Annotated in this window: 15 protein-coding genes; 7 read left to right on the top strand and 8 right to left on the bottom strand. The window is 62.5% G+C overall.

Annotation, left to right across the window (positions count from 1 at the left end; all coding sequences use genetic code 11):
- Positions 1-99: 99 nt before the first annotated feature.
- The 4 genes from mutS to trpS all read left to right on the top strand — a co-directional run bounded on the left by mutS (position 100) and on the right by trpS (position 8,490).
- Positions 100-2,766, top strand: a complete 2,667-nt coding sequence (mutS, locus tag RCF49_RS05905; RefSeq protein ID WP_342644131.1) for a DNA mismatch repair protein MutS — start codon at positions 100-102, stop codon at positions 2,764-2,766.
- A gap of 78 nt (positions 2,767-2,844) precedes the next feature.
- Positions 2,845-5,658 carry a [protein-PII] uridylyltransferase gene (locus RCF49_RS05900; protein WP_342643110.1) on the top strand — a complete coding sequence of 938 codons (2,814 nt, stop codon included), beginning with the start codon at positions 2,845-2,847 and terminating at the stop codon, positions 5,656-5,658.
- 80 nt (positions 5,659-5,738) lie between these two features.
- The gene (gene murJ / locus RCF49_RS05895; RefSeq protein ID WP_342643109.1) at positions 5,739-7,340 is read left to right on the top strand and encodes a murein biosynthesis integral membrane protein MurJ; all 1,602 of its coding nucleotides are present in this window, start codon (positions 5,739-5,741) and stop codon (positions 7,338-7,340) included.
- A gap of 103 nt (positions 7,341-7,443) precedes the next feature.
- Complete coding sequence (gene trpS, locus RCF49_RS05890; protein WP_342643108.1) at positions 7,444-8,490, top strand: tryptophan--tRNA ligase; 1,047 nt, start codon at positions 7,444-7,446, stop codon at positions 8,488-8,490.
- 25 nt (positions 8,491-8,515) lie between these two features.
- Here the strand turns inward: trpS and RCF49_RS05885 are convergent, their stop codons facing one another.
- The 3 genes from RCF49_RS05885 to mscL all read right to left on the bottom strand — a co-directional run bounded on the left by RCF49_RS05885 (position 8,516) and on the right by mscL (position 11,039).
- The gene (locus RCF49_RS05885) at positions 8,516-8,929 is read right to left on the bottom strand and encodes a DoxX family protein (protein ID WP_342643107.1); all 414 of its coding nucleotides are present in this window, start codon (positions 8,927-8,929) and stop codon (positions 8,516-8,518) included.
- Between the two features lie 172 nt (positions 8,930-9,101).
- Positions 9,102-10,418: a M20/M25/M40 family metallo-hydrolase gene (locus RCF49_RS05880; RefSeq protein ID WP_342643106.1), complete on the bottom strand. Its 1,317-nt coding sequence runs from the start codon at positions 10,416-10,418 to the stop codon at positions 9,102-9,104.
- A gap of 198 nt (positions 10,419-10,616) precedes the next feature.
- Positions 10,617-11,039 (bottom strand): large conductance mechanosensitive channel protein MscL, encoded by a 423-nt coding sequence (gene mscL, locus RCF49_RS05875; protein ID WP_342644130.1) that lies wholly within the window; start codon positions 11,037-11,039, stop codon positions 10,617-10,619.
- Between the two features lie 121 nt (positions 11,040-11,160).
- Here mscL and RCF49_RS05870 point away from each other — a divergent pair, with 121 nt between their 5' ends.
- Positions 11,161-14,691 (top strand): hybrid sensor histidine kinase/response regulator, encoded by a 3,531-nt coding sequence (locus RCF49_RS05870; RefSeq protein WP_342643105.1) that lies wholly within the window; start codon positions 11,161-11,163, stop codon positions 14,689-14,691.
- Positions 14,692-14,729: 38 nt separating this feature from the next.
- The gene (locus RCF49_RS05865; RefSeq protein WP_342643104.1) at positions 14,730-15,182 is read left to right on the top strand and encodes a RidA family protein; all 453 of its coding nucleotides are present in this window, start codon (positions 14,730-14,732) and stop codon (positions 15,180-15,182) included.
- Between the two features lie 15 nt (positions 15,183-15,197).
- Here the strand turns inward: RCF49_RS05865 and RCF49_RS05860 are convergent, their stop codons facing one another.
- Positions 15,198-15,905 carry a GntR family transcriptional regulator gene (locus tag RCF49_RS05860; RefSeq protein WP_342643103.1) on the bottom strand — a complete coding sequence of 236 codons (708 nt, stop codon included), beginning with the start codon at positions 15,903-15,905 and terminating at the stop codon, positions 15,198-15,200.
- A gap of 105 nt (positions 15,906-16,010) precedes the next feature.
- Between RCF49_RS05860 and RCF49_RS05855 the strand changes: the two genes are divergently transcribed.
- A complete protein-coding gene (locus tag RCF49_RS05855; protein WP_342643102.1) occupies positions 16,011-16,361 on the top strand; it encodes a RidA family protein in 351 nt (116 codons plus the stop codon).
- A gap of 78 nt (positions 16,362-16,439) precedes the next feature.
- Here the strand turns inward: RCF49_RS05855 and RCF49_RS05850 are convergent, their stop codons facing one another.
- The 4 genes from RCF49_RS05850 to RCF49_RS05835 are packed head-to-tail and all read right to left on the bottom strand — an operon-like array spanning position 16,440 to position 19,639.
- Entirely contained in the window at positions 16,440-16,952 is a 513-nt protein-coding gene (locus RCF49_RS05850; RefSeq protein WP_342643101.1) for an OsmC family protein, read from the bottom strand.
- Positions 16,953-16,982: 30 nt separating this feature from the next.
- Positions 16,983-17,780, bottom strand: a complete 798-nt coding sequence (locus tag RCF49_RS05845) for an ABC transporter ATP-binding protein (protein ID WP_342643100.1) — start codon at positions 17,778-17,780, stop codon at positions 16,983-16,985.
- A gap of 6 nt (positions 17,781-17,786) precedes the next feature.
- Complete coding sequence (locus tag RCF49_RS05840) at positions 17,787-18,653, bottom strand: ABC transporter permease (RefSeq protein WP_342643099.1); 867 nt, start codon at positions 18,651-18,653, stop codon at positions 17,787-17,789.
- Between the two features lie 11 nt (positions 18,654-18,664).
- Positions 18,665-19,639, bottom strand: coding sequence for an aliphatic sulfonate ABC transporter substrate-binding protein (locus tag RCF49_RS05835; protein ID WP_342643098.1), 975 nt, complete (start codon positions 19,637-19,639; stop codon positions 18,665-18,667).
- Positions 19,640-19,832 lie beyond the last annotated feature (193 nt).

The following is a 19,832-nucleotide window of genomic DNA, read 5'->3' as shown; positions in this document are numbered from 1 at the left end:
ATTACCCAGGAACAGGACGCGATCGAGGCGGATGCCGCGCTCATCGCCGATGGTGAGCGCAGCCCGGCCGCGGCGGATCCGCGGCAGGTCACGCCGATGATGGCGCAGTATCTCGCCATCAAAGAGCAGCATCCGGACTGCCTTCTGTTCTTCCGCATGGGGGATTTCTACGAGCTGTTCTTCGATGATGCGGGCAAGGCCTCGGAGACGCTCGGCATTGCACTCACCAAGCGCGGCAAGCATCTGGGCGAGGATATCCCGATGTGCGGCGTGCCGGTGCATGCGGCCGAAGATTATCTGGAAAGGCTGATCCGGGCGGGGCATCGGGTTGCGGTCTGCGAGCAGACGGAGGATCCGGCGGAAGCGAAGAAGCGCGGCGCCAAGTCGGTGGTGCAGCGAGCCGTCATCCGTCTGGTCACGCCGGGGACCCTCACCGAAGACAGCCTGCTTCAATCAAAGCGTCACAATTACCTCGCAGCTCTCACCCGATTGCGCGGGAAGGGCGAGCTGGCGCTGGCCTGGATCGACATTTCGACGGGAGATTTCGCCTGCTGCCAGGTCTCCGCGGAGACATTGGGCGCCGAGCTCGCCCGGCTCGAACCCGGCGAGATCGTGCTGGCGGATAATCTCTTGGCGGATGAGGCGCTGGCGGAAACGCTTCGGATCCAGAAAGCACCGCTGACGCCGCTGCCTGCCTCGCGATTCGACAGCACCAATGGAGAGAAGCGGCTGAAGGCGCATTTCGCGGTCGGCGCGCTCGATGGGTTTGGTGCCTTCTCCAGAGCCGAGATCGCCGCCTGCGGTGCGCTGCTCGATTATATCATGCTCACCCAGGTGGGCCGCCTGCCGCTGATCCGGCCGCCCAGTCAGCGCCAGCAGTGCGATGTCATGCTGATCGATGCGGCAACCCGGATCAATCTGGAGCTGGTGAAGACCACCACTGGTGAAAGGCGCGGCAGCCTGCTCGACAGCATCGACCGTACCCTGACCAGCGCCGGTGGGCGGCTTCTGGCCGAGCGGCTCGCCGCACCGCTCACCCAGCCCGGGGCGATCAATGATCGGCTGGATGCGATCGCCTTCTTCCTCGATTTCGAGCGGATGCGGAGCGACATTCGCGCCTGCCTCAAGGCCGCGCCGGATTTCGCCCGGGCCCTTGCCCGCCTTACCGTGGGACGCGGGGGGCCACGGGATCTTGCCGCGATCAGCGCCGGTTTGCGCGCTGCTGCCGAAATCCGTGGTTTGCTCGCGCAGGACACCGGGCTCGTGGAGAAGCCTGCGGAGATTGCCCGGCTCATGGCCAGCCTCGAGCGCGATGATGGGGCGCTTGCCCAAACACTCGCGCAAACGCTGGCGGATGATCTGCCGCTTCTGGCGCGCGATGGCGGTTTCGTGCGGGCAGGTGTTGTTGTCGAGCTCGACGAGCAGCTGCGCTTGCGCGATCAAAGCCGGCAGGTGATCGCGGGTCTGCAGAGCCGCTATGCCGACGAGACGGGCGTGCGCTCGCTCAAGATCCGGCACAATAATGTGCTCGGCTATTTCATCGAGGTCAGCGCGCAGCATGGGGACCGGCTTACGGTTGCCCGTTTCGGCGGACGCTTCATCCATCGGCAGACGCTGGCCAATGCCATGCGCTTCACCACGGTCGAGCTCGCCGATCTCGAATCGCAGATCGCCAAAGCGGGTGAGCGCGCGCTGGCGATTGAGCTTGAGATTTATGCGGATCTCCTGGCGCGCGTGACGGCGCAATCCGAGATGATTTCGGAAATCGCCGATGTCCTCGCCGCGCTCGATGTGGCAACGGCTCTCGCTCAGCTTGCGGAAGACGAGCGCTTTGTCCGCCCGCAGGTCGATACCTCGCGCGCATTCAATATCGTGCAGGGGCGCCATCCCGTGGTCGAGCGCGCCTTGCGGCAAGCGGGCGAGGGCGGGTTCGTGCCCAATGACTGCGACTTGTCGGCTGATCGAGAGGGGCGGCCGGGTCGCCATATCTGGCTGATCACCGGACCCAATATGGCGGGCAAGTCGACCTTCCTGCGGCAGAATGCGCTCATCGCGATCCTGGCGCAGATGGGGTCTTATGTGCCGGCGGCGTCCGCCCATATCGGCATCGTCGACCGGCTGTTCAGCCGGGTGGGGGCTGCGGATGACCTCGCGCGCGGCCGATCGACCTTCATGGTGGAAATGGTCGAGACCGCCACCATTCTCAATCAGGCGAGCGAGCGCTCGCTCGTCATTCTCGATGAAATCGGCCGGGGCACGGCCACGTTCGATGGCCTCTCGATCGCCTGGGCCTGTGTGGAGCACCTGCACGAGGTCAATCGCTGCCGGGCGTTGTTTGCGACCCATTTTCACGAGCTGACCGCGCTGGCGGACCGGCTCGAGCGGCTCGCCAATGCGACCATGAAGGTGAGGGAATTTCACGGTGAGCTCGTGTTCCTGCACGAGGTGGGGCCTGGGGCTGCCGACCGCTCTTATGGCATTCAGGTGGCGAAGCTTGCCGGGCTGCCCGCGGCGGTGATCGAGCGGGCGGGCGAGGTGCTGCACCTTCTCGAGCAGAGCGAGCAGGCCTCATCGCGGCGCGAGCTGGTCGATGATCTGCCCCTGTTTGCGGCAGCGCGGCCGCCATCTGCCGCTCCCATGGCGATGCGTGAGGCGATGGGCCCAAGCCAAGTTGAATTGGCGCTGGCGGAAATCGAGCCGGATGACCTCTCCCCGAGGGAGGCGCTTGACCTCCTTTACCGGCTGAAAGCGATTATCTCTGCATAAAGGCTGCGGCACGATCACCTGGTTCATTCCCGCAATCGCGCGTGCACAGGCCCGCATCCTCGGCTAAAAGTCGGCGTCATGAACAAGCCGCCCCGTCCGGCTCAGCCGGAGCAGATCGAGAGCACGCTCCACATCGCCGATCCCGAGGCGTTGATCGACGGCGTTGCCCTGCGTCAGGCGCTCACCGAGCTGTTTCGCCGGCACGAGGGCAACGAGGCCGCCATGCGGCGGGCGCTGCTCGAGACGCTCAAGCAAGCGCTCAAGGCCGGGCGCGCGGAGGCCGAGCGGCGCCTCACTGCCGATGGGCATGGAACAGCCTGCGCCAACAATCTCGCCTATGTGCAGGACGAGGTGATCCGCGCGCTCTATGATTTCACGGCAGTCCATATCTATCGAGCGCGCAATCCTTCCGCTGCCGAGCGCATCGCGATTGCCGCGGTCGGCGGTTATGGGCGCGGAACGCTCGGGCCCAGCTCCGATATCGACCTCCTGTTCGTGCTGCCGTACAAGCAGACGGCCTGGGGCGAGAGCATGATCGAATATATGCTCTATGTGCTGTGGGATCTTGGCCTCAAGGTGGGCCATGCGACGCGCAGCATCGACGAGTGCATCAGGCTCACGCGTACAGATTCGACGATCCTCACCTCAATACTCGAAGCGCGCTTCATCTGGGGCGACAAGGACCTCTACGACCTGCTGGAGAAGCGGTTCCGCAAGGAGGTGGTGGATGGAGGGGCGGCGGAATTCATCGCCGCAAAGCTGGCGGAGCGGGATGAGCGTCATACGCGCGCGGGCTCGTCGCGCTATCTGGTCGAGCCGGATGTGAAGAACGGCAAGGGCGGATTGCGAGACCTGCACAGCCTGTTCTGGATCGCGAAGTTTCTCTATGGCACCGGCTCTCCCGATGCGCTGGTGCAAGCGGGTGTCTTCACCCGCACGGAGGCTCGACGCTTCAAGGTGTGCGAGGATTTCCTCTGGGCAGTGCGCTGCCATTTGCATTTCATGACCGGCCGCACCGGGGACCGGCTCACCTTCGACCTCCAGGCCGAACTGGCGGAGCGCCTGGGCTACAGGTCGCATGGGCGGCAGAAGCGGGTCGAGCGGTTCATGAAGCACTATTTCCTGGTGGCCAAGGAGGTCGGTGATCTCACCCGCATCTTCTGCGCGGTGCTCGAGGCCCAGCAGATCAAGAAGATCCCGACAATGAGCGCCATGCTTCAGAAGCTGGGCGTGACGAAGCCCACCACGTTCAGCGACCCCGACTTCAAGCTCGATGTCGGACGTGTCAACGTGGTGGATGATGGCGTCTTCCAGCGGCGGCCAATCGATCTGTTGCGGCTGTTCCAGCTTGCCGAAAGTCATGATCTCCTGATCCATCCCAATGCGCTCAAGCTGGTCAGGCGTTCGCTCCGGCTGATCGACGACACGCTGCGCAATGACCCAGAGGCCAATGCCTTGTTCCTGGAGATGCTGTGCTCGCCACTGCATCCGGAGGCGGTGTTGCGCTCACTCAACGAAGCGGGCGTGCTTGGCCGCTTCATCCCGGAATTCGGCCGGATCGTCGGCCTTATGCAATTCAATATGTACCATCACTATACGGTCGATGAGCATCTCATCCGCGCCGTAGGGGTGTTGTCCGAGCTCGAGCATGGCTCGCTCGGCGGGGATCATCCGGTCTCGCATCATCTGATCCACCAGATCAGCAATCGCCGCGTGCTCTATGTGGCGGTTTTCCTGCATGATATTGCGAAGGGTCGGCGCGAATCCCACTCGATTGGGGGTGAGCGGATCGCGCTGGAGCTTTGCCCACGGCTGGGGCTGAGCAAGGCTGAGACCGAAACCGTCGCCTGGCTCGTGCGCAACCATCTGGCGATGAGCGATTATGCTCAAATGCGCGATCTCAACGATTTCAAGACGATCCTCGATTTTGCGAGCATCGTGCAGAGCCCGGACCGGCTCAAGATGCTGATCATCCTCACGGTCGCGGATATCCGCGCGGTCGGGCCGGGTGTCTGGACGGGCTGGAAGGGCCAGCTGCTGCGGACCCTCTATTTCGAGACGGAACCGCTGCTGAGCGGCGGGCATACCTCGATCAGCCGACAGGACCGGCTGGCGGAGGCGCATAGGCTGTTCCGGGAGGCCACGCCCGGATGGGACGATCAGACCCGCGAGACCTATATTGCGCGGCATTACGAGCCCTATTGGCTCAATGTCGATCTCGCCCACCATCTGCAGCATGCGCAGATGATCAGACAGGCAGAGGCTGCCGGCGAGCAGATCGCGACGCATGTTGCAACGGATGCCTTCACGGCGATCACCGAGCTCACCGTGTTCGCACCGGACCACCCAAGGCTGCTTGCCCAGCTCACCGGCGCCTGCGCGGTTGCGGGCGCCAATATCATGAGCGCCCAGATCTTCACGACCGCCGATGGGATGGCGTTGGATACGCTGCTGATCCCCCGGGAATTTGCCGAGGATGAGGACGAGCGACGGCGCGCCGAGCGGGTTTGCGAGATGATCCGGCGGGCGCTTACGGGCAAGGTGCGGCTCGCCGAGACGATCGCCCGCAACACCAAGCCCGGCAGCCGGCTCAGCGCCTTCACGGTCGAGCCGCAGGTGATGATCGACAATGAGTCCTCGAACCGCTTCACGGTCATCGAGGTCAATGGGCGCGACCGGCTGGGCTTTCTCTATGACCTCACCGAGGCGCTGTTCCGGCTCAATTTGAATATCGGGTCGGCGCAGATCGCAACCTTCGGCGAGCGGGCGGTGGATGTGTTCTATGTGACCGATCTCACCGGGGCCAAGATCACCAATGTGAACCGACGCCGGCAGATCACCGAGCATCTCCTGGCGGTCATTGCCGGGGAGGTCGCCGAAGGGGCGGCGTAGGGCGTATATCGCATGAGCAGAGGCATGATCGGAATGGCGAGCGGGGATGGTGCATGCCCGGATTGGCGGGGTGAGGCGCGATGAGTCTGCTTCGCTCGGCGATGACCGTCAGCGGCTACACCATGGCGAGCCGCATCCTCGGCTATATCAGAGACGCGCTGTCGGCCGGCATGCTCGGGACGGGGCCAGTGGCCGGTGCCTTCGTGGTGGCGGTGCGCCTGCCCAACATGTTCCGAAGCCTGTTTGCGGAAGGGGCCTTCAACTCCGCCTTCGTGCCGCTGTTTGCCAAGCGGCTGGAGGGTGAGGGCGAGGCCGGCGCGCGCCAGTTCGGCAATGAGGTGATGAGCGTTCTCGCGACGGCGCTCACCGCCTTCGTCATTATCGCCGAGATCGGGATGCCGCTGGTGATGCTGGTGATCGCGCCCGGCTTTGCGGAAAATGACGCGCAGTTCGACCTGGCCGTGACCTTGTCGCGGATCGGCTTTCCCTATCTCATGTTCATGTCGCTGGTGGCGTTCTATTCCGGCGTCCTGAACAGTCTCAGCAAGTTTTCCTTCCCTGCCGCCGCACCGATCATCCTGAATGTGATGCAGATCATCACGCTGGCCGGTGCCGCCTTCCTTGGCTGGGGGGCGGAAGCGCGCACGGCCGAGCTGCTGATGTTCTCGATCATGATCTCGGGGCTTCTGCAGCTTCTGATGCTGCTCGTGGTGTGCGAGCGTGCCGGCATGAAGCTCAGACCGCGCTGGCCCAAGCTCACGCCCGGCGTGCGGCGGCTGGTGCGGCTCGGGGTGCCGGGCACGATTTCGGCGGGCATCACGCAGATCAATCTGGTGATCGGCACGATGATCGCCTCGCTGATCCCGCACGGGCCGGCCTGGCTCTATTATGCGGATCGCATCTACCAGCTGCCGCTCGGGCTCATCGGGGTGGCCATGGGCATCGTGCTCCTGCCGGATCTGTCGCGCAGGCTCAGGGCTGGTGACCATGTGGGCATGCGCCATACGCAAAATCGCGCGATCGAGCTCTCGATGCTGCTCACCTTGCCGGCCACCATAGCGCTCATCGCCATGCCCAAGCCGATCGTGCACATGCTGTTCGAATACGGCAATTTCACACCGCATGACACGATAGAGGTGTCCGAGGCGCTGGCGATCTTCGGGCTTGGCCTACCGGCTTATGTGCTGATCAAGATCTTCACGCCCACCTTCTTTGCGAATGAGGATACGCGCACGCCGATGCTCTGCGCGGGCGCGTCGGTGGCGGTCAATATTGTCGGGAGCCTTGCGACATTCTCGTTCATCGGCCATCTCGGCATTGCGCTCGCCACCTCGCTTGCCGCCTGGACCAATACCGTGCTGCTGCTGGTGATCCTGCTCAAGCGGCGGCAATATGAGGCGGATGGCCGGCTGCGGGAACGGTTGCCGCGGATCGTGCTCGCGAGCCTCATCATGGGGGCAGGCATTCTCGCCGCGCTGCAATGGGGGCTGCCGGGGATGTTCACGGTGAGCAATCCGCTGCTCGTCAGATTGGCCTCGTTCATCGCGCTGGTGATCGGAGGCGGCTTGCTGTTCCTTGCCGCAGGGCAACTGGTCGGCGCATTCCGGCTTTCGGAGATCAAGGGCATGCTGAGGCGGAGCCCCAGGCCGGCCGCGGAGATAGCCTCGGATCAGACGATCTAGAGCGGGGCATCACTTATCATCTATCGCAATCCTCATCCTTTGGCGGGTTGGCTTCGGCGGCTATTTGAGCGATATAGCGGCGGCCTTGCCAGGAGACCCATGAATGACCACTAGCCTTGCCCCCCGCGTGTTCTCAGGCGTTCAGCCCACGGGTAATCTTCATCTCGGGAACTATCTCGGCGCCGTGTCGCGATTCGTGCCGCTGCAGGAGAGCTTCGAGTGCATCTTCTGCGTGGTCGACATGCATGCAATCACGGTCTGGCAAGAGCCGAAGGAGCTGTTCCACAACACACGCGAGGTGGCGGCGGCCTTCATCGCGGCGGGAATCGATCCCAAGCGGCATATCGTGTTCAACCAGAGCCAGGTTCAGGCGCATGCGGAGCTGGCCTGGATTTTCAATTGCGTCGCCCGGCTCGGTTGGCTCAACCGCATGACCCAGTTCAAGGAAAAGGCAGGAAAGGACCGGGAGAATGCCTCGGTTGGCCTCTATGCTTATCCCAACCTGATGGCGGCCGATATCCTGGCCTATCGCGCCACCCACGTGCCGGTCGGCGAAGACCAGAAGCAGCATCTGGAGCTTACCCGCGATATCGCGCAGAAGTTCAACAATGACTACGCCGAGGAGATCGCCGCGGCGGGTTACGCAAATGGCTTCTTTCCCATGACCGAGCCGCTGATCGCGGGCCCGGCCACCCGAGTGATGAGCCTGCGGGATGGCACCAAGAAGATGTCGAAGTCGGATCCGTCAGATCTTTCGCGCATCAATCTCACGGATGATGCGGATACGATCGCCAAGAAGATCCGCAAGGCCAAGACCGATCCGGAGCCGTTGCCCACCGAGGCCAAGGGGCTGGAGGGGCGCCCGGAAGCGGCCAATCTCGCGGGGATCTATGCAGCCCTCAGCGGCACGGATGTCGAGGCTGTGCTGAAGGAATTCGGCAGCGCGCAGTTCTCCGGCTTCAAGCAGGCGCTCATCGATCTTGCGGTGGAGAAGCTTTCGCCGATCACGGGCGAGATGAAGCGCCTCATGGATGATCCGACCCATATCGATGCCATCCTGTCGGATGGGGCGGATCGCGCGCGAGCCCTTGCCGAGCCGATCATGAGGGATGTGCGGAAGATCGTCGGATTCGTGGGGCGGGCTGGCTGAGCCGCCCCGCGATCTCGCATGCAATTCACGCAGCGCGAGAGGTCTTGACCGAGAGGATGGTCGCCAGGATCAAACCGCCGATCATGCCGATATGCTCGAGCGCGAAGAACATCGAAATCATCGCGCTCTCGCCTTCTTTCGTCCAGAAGGTGTGGACCAGCAGAATGGTGAGCGCGGTGAAGACGCCCAAGGCGCCGGCCCCAAGCCAAGCGGCTCGGTTGAGGATGACGAGCAGCGAGCCACCGAGCTGCACGATGATCACGGCGATGTTGAAGATCGCTCCCGGCGTGAAGCCGTAATGCTCCATCTCGGCGGCGCCGCCCTGGAAATCTATAAGCTTTGCCAGGCCACTTGCCCAAAAGGGCAAAGTGAGCAGGACGCGGGCGACCGCATAGCTGGCCTTGTTCTCCAAAATTGCCGAGACGAATGATGGTGTCATGTGATCCCCCCACGAGATGACGCCGAGCTATAGCTGAACCCGCCGCACAGAAGCAGTGAGGCAAGACGTCTCGCGCGCATCCTCTGGTTTGGGATCGCGCTGTAAGTCTTTGCTCGCTGGCGCCTTCTCACGCGAGTCTACGCAACCGGTATCCACTTCGTCAAAAGATGCTCTAGTTCGCCCGCTCTCGGGGCTGGAGCAGCTCGTGCATGAGGAGGGCCGCGCGTTGAGCCTGCTTGACCAGCGAATCGACTTCTAGCGATTCCTGTGGAGAGTGTTCGCCGGTTCCATTCGCCCCGATGCCCACGAGACCCGCCGAAATGTATGGAGCGATAAAAGAGATATCGCCGCCGCCGCGGCGTTCCGCTGGCAACAGCTCCACCTTGCCATAGCCCAATCTCTCGCTGATGGCGCTGTATCGATCGAAAAGCCCTGTGCTTTCAGCAGAGGTCGGCATTGGCGGGAGGACCTCGGTGAATTCGAGCGACGCGCTTGTGCCGGGGAGGTTGCGCGATGTGATCTCTGCAAGCTTCTGCCGCGCCTGTTCCCTTTGCGCATTGCTGAGATAGCGCAAATCACCGTGGGCAATCGCCGTTCCTGCGACGATATTCGTACGCCCGAAGCTGTCGCCGCGGCCGCGAATACGATCATAATCCACTTGCGTTCCGCCAAGGATAATCCCGGGGTTCAAGGTCAAGCCGTGCTCGCCGCGCAAGCCATTGTTCATGCGGTCGAGAATTCTGGCCATTTCAAACACGGCACCATAACCAACACCTTTGCTGAAGATAATCGATGAATGGCCCTCATTTCCTGTCGTCGTGATGAGCCAGTGCGCGACCCCACGCCGGCCGGTTGAGGCATGACCAGGAATCGTCGGCTCGAAATCAAGAACGACATCACTGTTCTTGGCGAGTGCGATAAGGGGCTTGCGGGAAATTGATGTTGGCTTGCCGCTATTCTCCTCATCACCGGTCAATGCGATGGTGATCTGGGCCTCATCCAGGACTTGCGCCGCGTTGAGGGCCTTCAAGGCGTAGAGAAGAACGACGATACCGCCCTTATCATCGATCACGCCGGGGCCCGTTGCGACATTCCCCCGGCGCTCAAACCTGCCGAAGGGGCTATCCTTCGGAAAAACCGTGTCCAAGTGTCCGATCAGAAGCAGCCGCTGACCGCGTGTCCCGTCCCTTTCGGCAACAAGCATGCCGGCGCGCTGCATGTCAGGAGGAAGCTCAACCCAGTGGGTCTTGAAGCCGATCGACTCGAATTCCGGCCGCAGCCCTTCACCAACCTGACGAACGCCCTCAACGTTCTGAGTTCCGCTATTGATGTTGACGAGGCGCTCGAGAAGCCGCAGCTGTTCGTCACTTCGGGCGGAAATGTAATCGGCTATTGTCTTTTCGGTAGATGATAAAGTGGGCGTGTCCGCGTAGGCGAAGACTGGAAGCAAGCCAAGACATAATACCGCAACCGCGCGGAATGCTTTCACAATATCCCTCATTGGTGAATGCGACACGGCACACCGAGGCTGGATACGAGATCACTGTGACCTACCCTGGATTGTTTTATGGCGAGAGAAAATCAGGGATTGTGGATGGGCCAACGGATATAGTGCGCTGCAGGTCTGGGCGCTTTACGCAATCCCTGTAGGCGGTGAAGCGGCCTTCCCGGGACGGACGGCTGGCCATCAGCTCCGGTTCTGGCGCAACAGGTCGCGGATTTCTTCCAGGAGCACCTCCTGCCGCGGCGGTGGCACATCCGCTGCGCCCGCTTCTGCCTTCCGCGTCAGCCGGTTCATGGCCTTCACAACCATGAACATGATCCAGGCGACGATCAGAAAGGCGATGCAAGCATTGATGAACAGACCAATATTGATGGTCGCCACGCCTGCCGCCCTGGCGGCTGCCAATGTTGGATAGCTCGTATCGCCGGAAAGCTGGATGAAGACGTTCGAGAAATCGATGCCCCCGGTCACAAGCCCGACGATCGGCATGAAGATGTCGTCCACCAAGGACTTCACAATGGTCGTAAATGAGGCGCCGATGATAATGCCAATCGCCATGTCGACCACATTGCCCTTGACGGCAAACTCTTTGAACTCCTGAAGAATACCCATCCCGCTCTCCTTGAAATGCCTGTCGATTCGGCAAGGGATAGTATAGTGCTATCTCACAAGAAGGCTGCAGCCTGCCGTGCTGAACTGAAAAGAGAATCTGAACGGCGCTCGTAAAATGTTCAACAGCTGGACAATCCTTGCAATCGCGCTCGCCTATCTCGGGGCGCTGTTTGCCGTTGCCAGCTATTACGACAGGATGCGCAAGGAGCGGCGGGGAAAACCGCGGCCGCTGGTCTATGCACTGAGCCTCGGTGTTTATTGTACGTCGTGGACCTTCTACGGCAGCGTCGGATTATCGGCGAAGAAGGGCTTCGAGTTCCTGCCCATCTATATCGGTCCGATCATCATGTTCGGACTGGGCTGGCCGATCATCCGGCACATCGTCGATCTCGCCAAGCGGCAGAACATCACCTCGATCGCCGATTTCATCGCCGCCCGTTACGGCAAGAACCAGGCCTTGGGAGCCGCGGTCTCGGCGGTCGCCGTTATTGGCCTCGTCCCCTATATCTCGCTGCAGCTCAAGGCCGCAGCGAATTCCCTCATCACGCTCCTGACGCTGGCGGGCACGCAACAGTCAAGTCTGCTCGGCGTTCCGATCCTCGGTGATCTGGCGCTGGTGATCGCCATTGCCATGGCGGCCTTCACCATGCTGTTCGGCACGCGCCACATCGACACCACCGAGCATCAGGACGGGGTGATTGCGGCCATTGCCTTAGAGTCGGTCGTGAAGCTGTTCGCCTTTCTCGCGGTCGGGAGCTTCGTCGTCTTTGGGATGATGGGCGGCATCGGCGCGATGATGGGGCAGGTGGCCCAGCATAGCGAAATCGAGCAGCTGCTGACGCGCGGTTTCGAAGGCGGTCGCTGGATCACCGCAACCCTGCTTTCATGCATCGCCATCGTGCTGCTGCCGCGGCAGTTTCACGTGACGGCCGTCGAGAATACCAACCTGACGGATGTGAAGCGGGCAGCCTGGCTCTTTCCACTCTATCTGGTGGTCATCAATATCTTCGTGGTTCCGATCGCCGTTGCCGGATTGCTAACCTTCGGCAGTGGCGCCAATGGGGATATGTTCGTGCTCGCGCTGCCGGTGGCTGCGGGCGCGCCGATCTTCACGCTGATCGCCTTTATCGGTGGCCTGTCGGCGGCAACGGCGATGGTGATCGTTGAATCGCTCGCGCTCTCGATCATGGTCAGCAACAATATCGCCGTGCCGCTTTTGTTGAGGCGCCGGGCCTATCGTGCCGATGGCGGTGAGGACATGGGCGGGTTCCTGCTCATGTGCCGGCGCGCCGCGATCGTGATCATCATCGCGCTCGGCTATCTCTTCCATCGTATGATCGGCAATGCGTTTCAGCTGGCCGATATCGGGCTGCTGTCCTTTGCCGCCATCGCGCAATTCGCGCCTGCCTTCTTCGGCGGCCTCATCTGGCGCAGGGCGACGGCGCGCGGGGCGGTTGCGGGCGTGCTCGCCGGCACGGCCATGTGGGCCTACACGTTACTCTTGCCGGCGCTGACGGATGCAGGCTGGTTCTCCCGCTCCTTGCTGGCGGATGGCCCGTTCGGGATGGCGCTGCTGCGCCCCGAGTTCCTGTTCAATCTCGAGCTCGAGCCGCTCACCCATGGGGTGTTCTGGAGCCTCCTGGTCAACATTGCCTGCTATGTGGCGGTGTCGCTGGTGCGCGTGCCGCAGCCGATCGAGAAGGTGCAGGCCAATGTGTTCGTGGCGACCGACCTGCCGGTTGCCCCGCAAAGCTTCCGCCTTTGGCGCACGGCAATCACCGTCCGGGACCTGCGCGATACGGTCGCCCGCTATCTCGGCGCTGAGCGAACACAGCGGTCATTCGCTGAATTTGCCGCAAGCCGCGGCATCAAGCTCGACGAGAATGGAGAGGCCGATATCCGGCTGCTTCGTTTCGCCGAGCATCTGTTGGCAAGCGCGGTGGGCGCCTCGTCATCGCGGCTCGTGCTCGCCCTCATGCTGGAGCGCTACAGCGCGAATACCCGCGGTGCGATGCGTCTGCTCGATGATGCGACCGCCGCGATCCAATATAACCGCGATCTCCTGCAATCGGCGATCGACCATGTCCGGCAGGGCATCGCGGTGTTCGACCGCGACCTCAACCTGATCTGCTGGAACCGGCAGTTCCGGTTGCTGATGCAGCTGCCGGAGGAGGTGGGTCGGGTCGGCATTCCGATCCATGAGGTGGTCAAGATCATCGTCGCGAATGCGGATATCGGCACGGAGGACTTTGACCGGGTGGTGGCCCGCCGCATCGATAATCTCGTCGTGCGGCGCTCGCCCTATCAGGAGCGGATGCAGTCGGGCGCGGTGATCGAAACGCGCTCGAATATCATGCCTGACGGCGGCGTGGTGGTGACCTTCACGGATATCACCGAACGGGTGCGCGCGGCAGAGGCGCTGCTCAGGGCCAATGAAAGCCTCGAGCGGCGCGTGCAGGAACGTACCGCGGAGCTGGTTGCGCTCAACCAGGAGCTGGTGCGGGCGAAGGCCGAGGCCGAAGCGGCCAATCTGGGCAAGACACGGTTCATCGCCGCTGCGAGCCATGACATTCTCCAACCGCTCAATGCCGCCCGGCTCTATACATCGAGCCTGGTTGAGCGCAGCCATGGCTCGCAGGACCAACAGCTCATTCGCAATGTGGATGCATCACTGGAGGCGGTCGAGGAGATCCTGTCGGCGCTGCTCGATATCTCCAGGCTCGATGCGGGGGCGCTGAAACCGGAATTGACCGAGTTCCGGCTTGATCAGGTGTTCAAGGCACTGGCGGTGGAGCTGGGGCCAATGGCTGCTGAAAAGGGGCTCAAGCTGACTTTCGTGCCCACCAGCCTCACCGTCTATTCCGACCGGCGCCTCTTGCGCCGCGCGCTGCAGAACCTCGTCTCCAACGCGATCAAATATACACGGAAAGGCAAGCTGGTCGTCGGCTGCCGGCGCCAACAGGGGGCGGCCACGGTCGAGGTGCATGACAGTGGGCCTGGCATTCCGCCGGAAAAGATCAGCGTGATCTTTCGGGAGTTCCAGAGACTGGATGATACTGCCGGGGACGTGCCAGGGCTTGGGCTGGGACTCTCCATCGTCGATCGCATCGTGCAGATGCTTGATCATCGTCTCAGCGTGCGATCACTGCCCGGCCGCGGATCCGTGTTCTCGATCAGGCTGCCGGCAACCGGGATATCGGCGGCCGCAGCTGAGACGCCATCGGAGCAGATAAGACCCGCGCAGCTCGAGGCCGAAGGACCTATGCGCCGCCTCAAGGTACTGTGCGTCGACAATGAAAAAGCCATTCTCGATGGCATGACCTCATTGCTCACCGGCTGGGGCTGTCAAGTGGTGACCGCCACCAACGGGGAAGAGGCGGCTGCAGCTCTTCGGGCCGATGGGTCGGTCGATGTGGTGCTCGCCGACTACCATCTGCAGCAAGGGACGGGGCTCGAGCTTATCGAGGCGCTGCGGGCGCAATCGGAGCGGCCCTTTGCAGCCGTGCTGATCACGGCGGACCGATCCCGGGCGCTGCAAGCGCAGGCTCAATCCCTGGGGATCGGGTATCTCAAGAAGCCGGTGAAGCCGGCCGCTCTGCGCGCGCTACTCACGCGGTCGTTGATCAGACGGCAGGCGGCGGAATAAGCTTCACCGATCAACCGCAACAGGATCTGCGCCCATGCGTGTCATATCCGCCGAAACGCTCGGCTTCGAGCCGCCACCCGCTTGCGCCCAGCATCGGCAATTACGCACCCTTCATTGCGCATGCGGGCATTGTTTCGATCGTACAGGGACCGCTTTGGGGGGACGAGCTGCGCTATGTGGGGCGCGTCGGTGAGACGGTCGATGTCGAGACCGCGCGCGAGGCCGCCAGGCTGTGCTGCGCGAATGTGCTGATGCAGTTGCGCGAAGCGTGCGAGGGCGACCTCGGGCGGGTGACATGCTGCTACAGGCTGGGCGGATATATCAATTCGGCACCGAGCTTCGACCGGCACAGCTATGTGATGAATGCGGCATCGGACCTGCTGCTGAGCGTGCTCGGACCCGAGATGCGCCACAGCCGCTATGTGGTGGGCTGTTCCAGCATCCCCTCCAATCTGGTCATAGAAGTCGAGGGCTGGTTCGGCATCGACTGAGCTGGCGTTGCGTATTCAGGTCTTAAGATAGATCCGCGCGAGGCTGCGGGTTACATAATCGAGTGCGTTCTCGGCGGTGATCGAGACATGGCGGTCGACGAGCTCGCGCGCGTCGTCGCGATCACGCTTGAGAAGCGCATCCACAATGCCAGCATGCTCGGAGACGGTGGCCGTGCGCTGGTCGGGCTGCTCGATCGCGCATTGGCGGATAAAGCGGATGCGCAGATTGATGTTGCGGATCACCTTGTTCATCTCATCATTGCCGGCGAGAGCAACGAGGCCCTCGTGAAAGCGCTCGTCCGCCTCAGCGAGCTCGGTGCCGTTGAGATCGTTCAGGCGGTCAAGAGTTGCCTGCCAATCGTCGGCAAGCGCCTGGATCGCTTTATCCTCTGCCTTGCTACAGGCAAGCGCTGCCGCGGTTGCCTCTATGCTGGCGCGAAGCTCATAGAGATCGATGAAGTGCTTGAGCTCAAGGCTCCGCGCGAAAAAGCCACGGTTGGGAACGAAGGTCACGAAGCCTTCCATGGACAGCCGGTTGAGCGCCTCACGGATGGGTGTCCGGCTCACGCCAAGGCTTGCGGCCAGCTCCACCTCGTTGATCCGCTCGGAGGGCTTGATATCAAAGCGGGCCAGCATCGACTGAATGACCTGATAGACCTGCTGGACCACATCCGTGGCCATCACCTCCCGCGCGGTTGCCTTCACAAGCGCCTCCAAGTTCACGTCCTTTCCTCATGGAGCATGGGTTTAGCAGCGGCTGTATACAGTGATCAATCCATATGTTAGGAAGCGAACCATCCAGATGAAATGTCACAGAGGAGGGAGCAGATGAGCATTCGTCGCATTAAGCCCGGTCCGCGCATGACCCAGGCGGTGGTCGCAGGCGGGATGGTGTTCCTGTCGGGCCAGGTGGCGCTCGATAACGGCGGCAAGTCGGTCACCGAGCAGACCAAGGAGATCCTGTCGCGCATTGATACCCTGCTGGCGGAAGCCGGCACGGACAAATCGAAGCTCGTCTCTGCGAATATCTGGCTTTCCGATATCAGCACCTTTGCCGAGATGAACGCGGTCTGGGATGCATGGGTTGATCCCAATAACACGCCGGCGCGGGCGACGGTCGAGTCGAAGCTCGCCGCCCCTCAATTCACCGTCGAGATCGCGGTCACGGCGCTCGTCTGATCACCGGGTCATCCTCATAAAAAAGCGCGCAGTCCCGAAACCGAGGCTGCGCGTTTTCTTTCAATGGCGCGGGGTGGCTCAGGCCGCCTTGGTGATGTTCACATCAAGGCTTGGCTTGTTGGCCAGGGTCTGCAGAACCACGCAATAGCGTTCCGTCAGTTTCAAGAGCGTATCGATCTTCTCCTGCGGCGCGTCGGTGTCGATCTCGAAGGTCAGCCTGATCTCTTCGAAGCCAACGCGCGCCTCCTTGTCGACGCCAAGGGTGCCGCGGAAATCGAGATCGCCCTCGGCCAGCACGCGGCCAGAGCGCAGCGGGATCTCGAGGGCAGTTGCCACGGCCTTCAGCGTGACGCCGGCACAGGCGACCAGCGCCTCCAGCAGCATGTCACCGGAGCAGAGCTCCAAGCCCGAGCCACCGGTTGCCGGATGCAGGCCCGCGACCGCCAAGGCGCGGCCGGTTTCAACCTTGCAGGCGATCGCCTGATCATCGAGCTCGCCCTTGGCCTTGAGCGTCACCCGCCCAGCATCGGGCGAATCCTTGTAGCGCGACTTGAGAGGGGCCTGAAGAGCACGAAGGGAGGCTGCGTCCATTATCGATCCTCATCCTGTGACGAAAGGTACTCACCACCACATGGCGGCAGCATTTGTCTGACCATTATCTGCATCTGCCTTCGCGGGGTCACTGTCAACCGTCAGGGAGCCGTCCAATGCTCTCAATACCTGACGTTCGCGACGGAAGAAGTCATCGCTCAGCCGGTCGCGTGGGCGCGGAAGATCGACCGGGATGTCAAGGAATATCCGGCCGGGATGGGGCTGCATGACGATGATCCGATCGGCCAAGGCGACCGCCTCTTGCACGTCGTGGGTGACCAGCACCAAGGTTGGCTTCTGGGCGGCCCAGAGCGAGAGCAGAGCGTCCTGCAGGCTCAAGCGAGTAAAGGCATCCAAAGCGGAGAAGGGCTCGTCGAGCAGCAGCACCTTGGGCTGTGCGACGAGCGCGCGGGCGATCGCCACGCGTTGTGCCTGGCCGCCGGACAGCTCGCGCGGCCAATGGCGGCCATAATCCGCCAAGCCGATCCGGGTGAGCGCCCGGCTGACACGCTGCTCGCGCTCGGCTCGGGGCAGGTCGGTGATGCCGAAGCCGATATTGTCGGCGATCGACAGCCATGGCAGCAGCCGCGGTTCCTGGAAGACGACGCCGACCGCGGGATGCGGCTGATCGATGACCAGGTCATCCACCTTGACGCTGCCGGCGGTTGGGTGATCGAGGCCGGCGATCAGCCGCAGCATGGTAGACTTGCCGCAGCCGGAGCCGCCGATCACTGCCACGATCTCGCCCGCCGCGACGGTAAGATTAATGCCGCCAAGGGCCTGAGTGCCGTTCGGATAGGTCTTAGCCAGGTGGGTGAGAGTCAGCATGGCCGGCTATTGCCTCACAAAGCCGTCCTGCCAGGCGAGCAGGGGGCGGGTGACGAGCACGATCAGGCTATCTGTGAGCTTGCCGATCACGGCGAAAGTGAGGATTGCAGCGATGATCTGATCAGGCTTGCCCAGCTGCTGACCATCATAGAGCAGATAGCCCAATCCTTCCGATGCGCCCATCAGTTCCGCGGCGACCACGAACATCCAGCCAAGGCCCAGTCCTGAGCGCAGGGCAATGACATAGCTCGGGAGAATGGCGGGCAATAATATGCGGCGAACCATGGCCCCCGGGCTCAAGCGGAATACCCGGCCGACCTCGACGATCTTGCGGTCGACCGAGGCGATGGCCGCCATTACGCCGAGATAGACAGGGAAGAAGACGCCGACCGCGATCAGGGCGATCTTGCTCTCCTCGAAGATGCCGAACCAGAGGATGAACAGGGGCACCCAGGCGATCGATGGTACGGCGCGCAAGCCCTGCAGGGTCAGGTCGAGCAGCTTGCGGGCAAGACCCGAATAGCCGGCGAGGGCCCCCAGCACGGTGCCGGCCAGGACGCCGAGGCCAAAGCCCGCCGCGACACGGCCCAAGGTCACGCTGATATGGACCCAGAGCTGATCATTCACCGCGAGATCATAGAGGGTGCCCAGGATCCGGCTGGGCGGTGGCATCAGCCGGCCCTCGATCCAGCCGAGGGCGACCGCGGCCTCCCAGAACAGGGCGATGAGCACGGGCAGGCTCACGGCTATGGCAAGCGACTGCCAGCTTTTCGCCCAGCCAGAGCTCGCCTCGCTTGGCTGGCTCGTTTGCGGCACCGTATCCGGACCCAAGCGAGCCTCTGCCGGCGTGTCGGATGTGTCGGTCAGGGCCATGCCCTCAAGCCTCAGTTGGTCAGATCACGGCTGAAGTGATCATCGAGCAGGCTGTCGACCGCGGCGGTCACGTTCACGTCGGAGGCGATGACTCCGGCTTGCTGCAGGGCAAGGCCCGCAGCCAGAATGGATTCGCGCTGCTCAGAGCCAATCTTGTTATGGGTGAGTTCGGTGCGCTCCTTCAGCTGCTTCTCAGCCACGGGCAGGGGGATGCGTGCCTCCTTGGCCAGGAGCTGGGCAAGCTCGTCGGGGTGGCTCTGTGCCCATTTGCGGGCTTGCTCGTAGACCTTGAGCACGCGGGCCACCGCCTCGGGATGGGCTTTGGCAAAGTCTTCGCGCACGTTCAGCACACCCCAGGTGTTGGCTTCCGGCTTGCGGTAGAACAGGCGCGCGCCTTCCTCAAGCTCGGCCGAGGCCATCATCGGGTCAAGCCCGGCCCAGGCCTGAACATCGCCGCGGGATAAGGCGGCGCGGCCATCGGCATGCTGGAGGAGCACGAAGCGAACGTCATTGGTGGAAAGGCCCGCATCGGCCAGCGCGCGCACCAGGAAGATGTGCGGGTCGGTGCCGCGGGTGACCGCGACCGCCTTGCCCTTCAGGTCGGCCACGCTCTTGATGTCACTGTCCTTCGATGTCACCAGTGCCGTCCATTCGGGGCGTGAATAGACATAGATGGACTTGATCGGGTTGCCGTTGATCTTGGCGATCAGCGCGGCTGCACCGGCACTTGAGCCGAAGTCGATGGAGCCGGCGTTCAGAAATTCCAGCGCCTTGTTCGATCCAGCGGACTGCACCCAGCGAATGGTGGTTCCGTCCTTCTCGAATTCCTTCTCAAGCAGGCCCTGGTCCTTGACGACGATGCTGACCGGATTGTAGGTCGCCCAGTCGATGCGCAGCTCGTCGAGCTCAGCGGCGCTGGCCGGCATTGCGGCAAGAGCGCCAAGGCTTAAGGCTGCGAAAAACAAGCGGCGCGTGAGCTTGAGCATTTGATCCCTCCCATCCCTAACGACTTGGCTAGCCCGCACATTTCCAGCCGTTCAGCGGGCATGTGCGGGTGGGCGGTCGCCGCGTACATCATCCGGGGTGCCCCAGGCATGACGGGACAGAATGCCCGCGCGGCAGACCGCTTCCGATCGCGTTGTTCGAAATAAAGAACGAACTCGTTCGGAATGTCAATCG

The sequence above is a fragment of the Rhodoligotrophos sp. CJ14 genome, assembly GCF_038811545.1.
GTDB lineage: Bacteria > Pseudomonadota > Alphaproteobacteria > Rhizobiales > Im1 > Rhodoligotrophos > Rhodoligotrophos ferricapiens.
Note: the sequence above shows the minus strand (reverse complement) of the source record. Positions and strands in the feature narration are given on the sequence as shown.

Coding starts and splice junctions, on each gene's coding strand:
- RCF49_RS05835 (WP_342643098.1), bottom strand. CDS start 19,639: ATGCTCAAGCTCACGCGCCGCTTGTTTTTCGCAGCCTTAAGCCTTGGC.
- RCF49_RS05885 (WP_342643107.1), bottom strand. CDS start 8,929: ATGACACCATCATTCGTCTCGGCAATTTTGGAGAACAAGGCCAGCTAT.
- RCF49_RS05900 (WP_342643110.1), top strand. CDS start 2,845: ATGAACAAGCCGCCCCGTCCGGCTCAGCCGGAGCAGATCGAGAGCACG.
- RCF49_RS05845 (WP_342643100.1), bottom strand. CDS start 17,780: ATGCTGACTCTCACCCACCTGGCTAAGACCTATCCGAACGGCACTCAG.
- murJ (WP_342643109.1), top strand. CDS start 5,739: ATGAGTCTGCTTCGCTCGGCGATGACCGTCAGCGGCTACACCATGGCG.
- RCF49_RS05850 (WP_342643101.1), bottom strand. CDS start 16,952: ATGGACGCAGCCTCCCTTCGTGCTCTTCAGGCCCCTCTCAAGTCGCGC.
- mutS (WP_342644131.1), top strand. CDS start 100: ATGGCGCAGTATCTCGCCATCAAAGAGCAGCATCCGGACTGCCTTCTG.
- RCF49_RS05870 (WP_342643105.1), top strand. CDS start 11,161: ATGTTCAACAGCTGGACAATCCTTGCAATCGCGCTCGCCTATCTCGGG.
- trpS (WP_342643108.1), top strand. CDS start 7,444: ATGACCACTAGCCTTGCCCCCCGCGTGTTCTCAGGCGTTCAGCCCACG.
- RCF49_RS05840 (WP_342643099.1), bottom strand. CDS start 18,653: ATGGCCCTGACCGACACATCCGACACGCCGGCAGAGGCTCGCTTGGGT.
- RCF49_RS05855 (WP_342643102.1), top strand. CDS start 16,011: ATGAGCATTCGTCGCATTAAGCCCGGTCCGCGCATGACCCAGGCGGTG.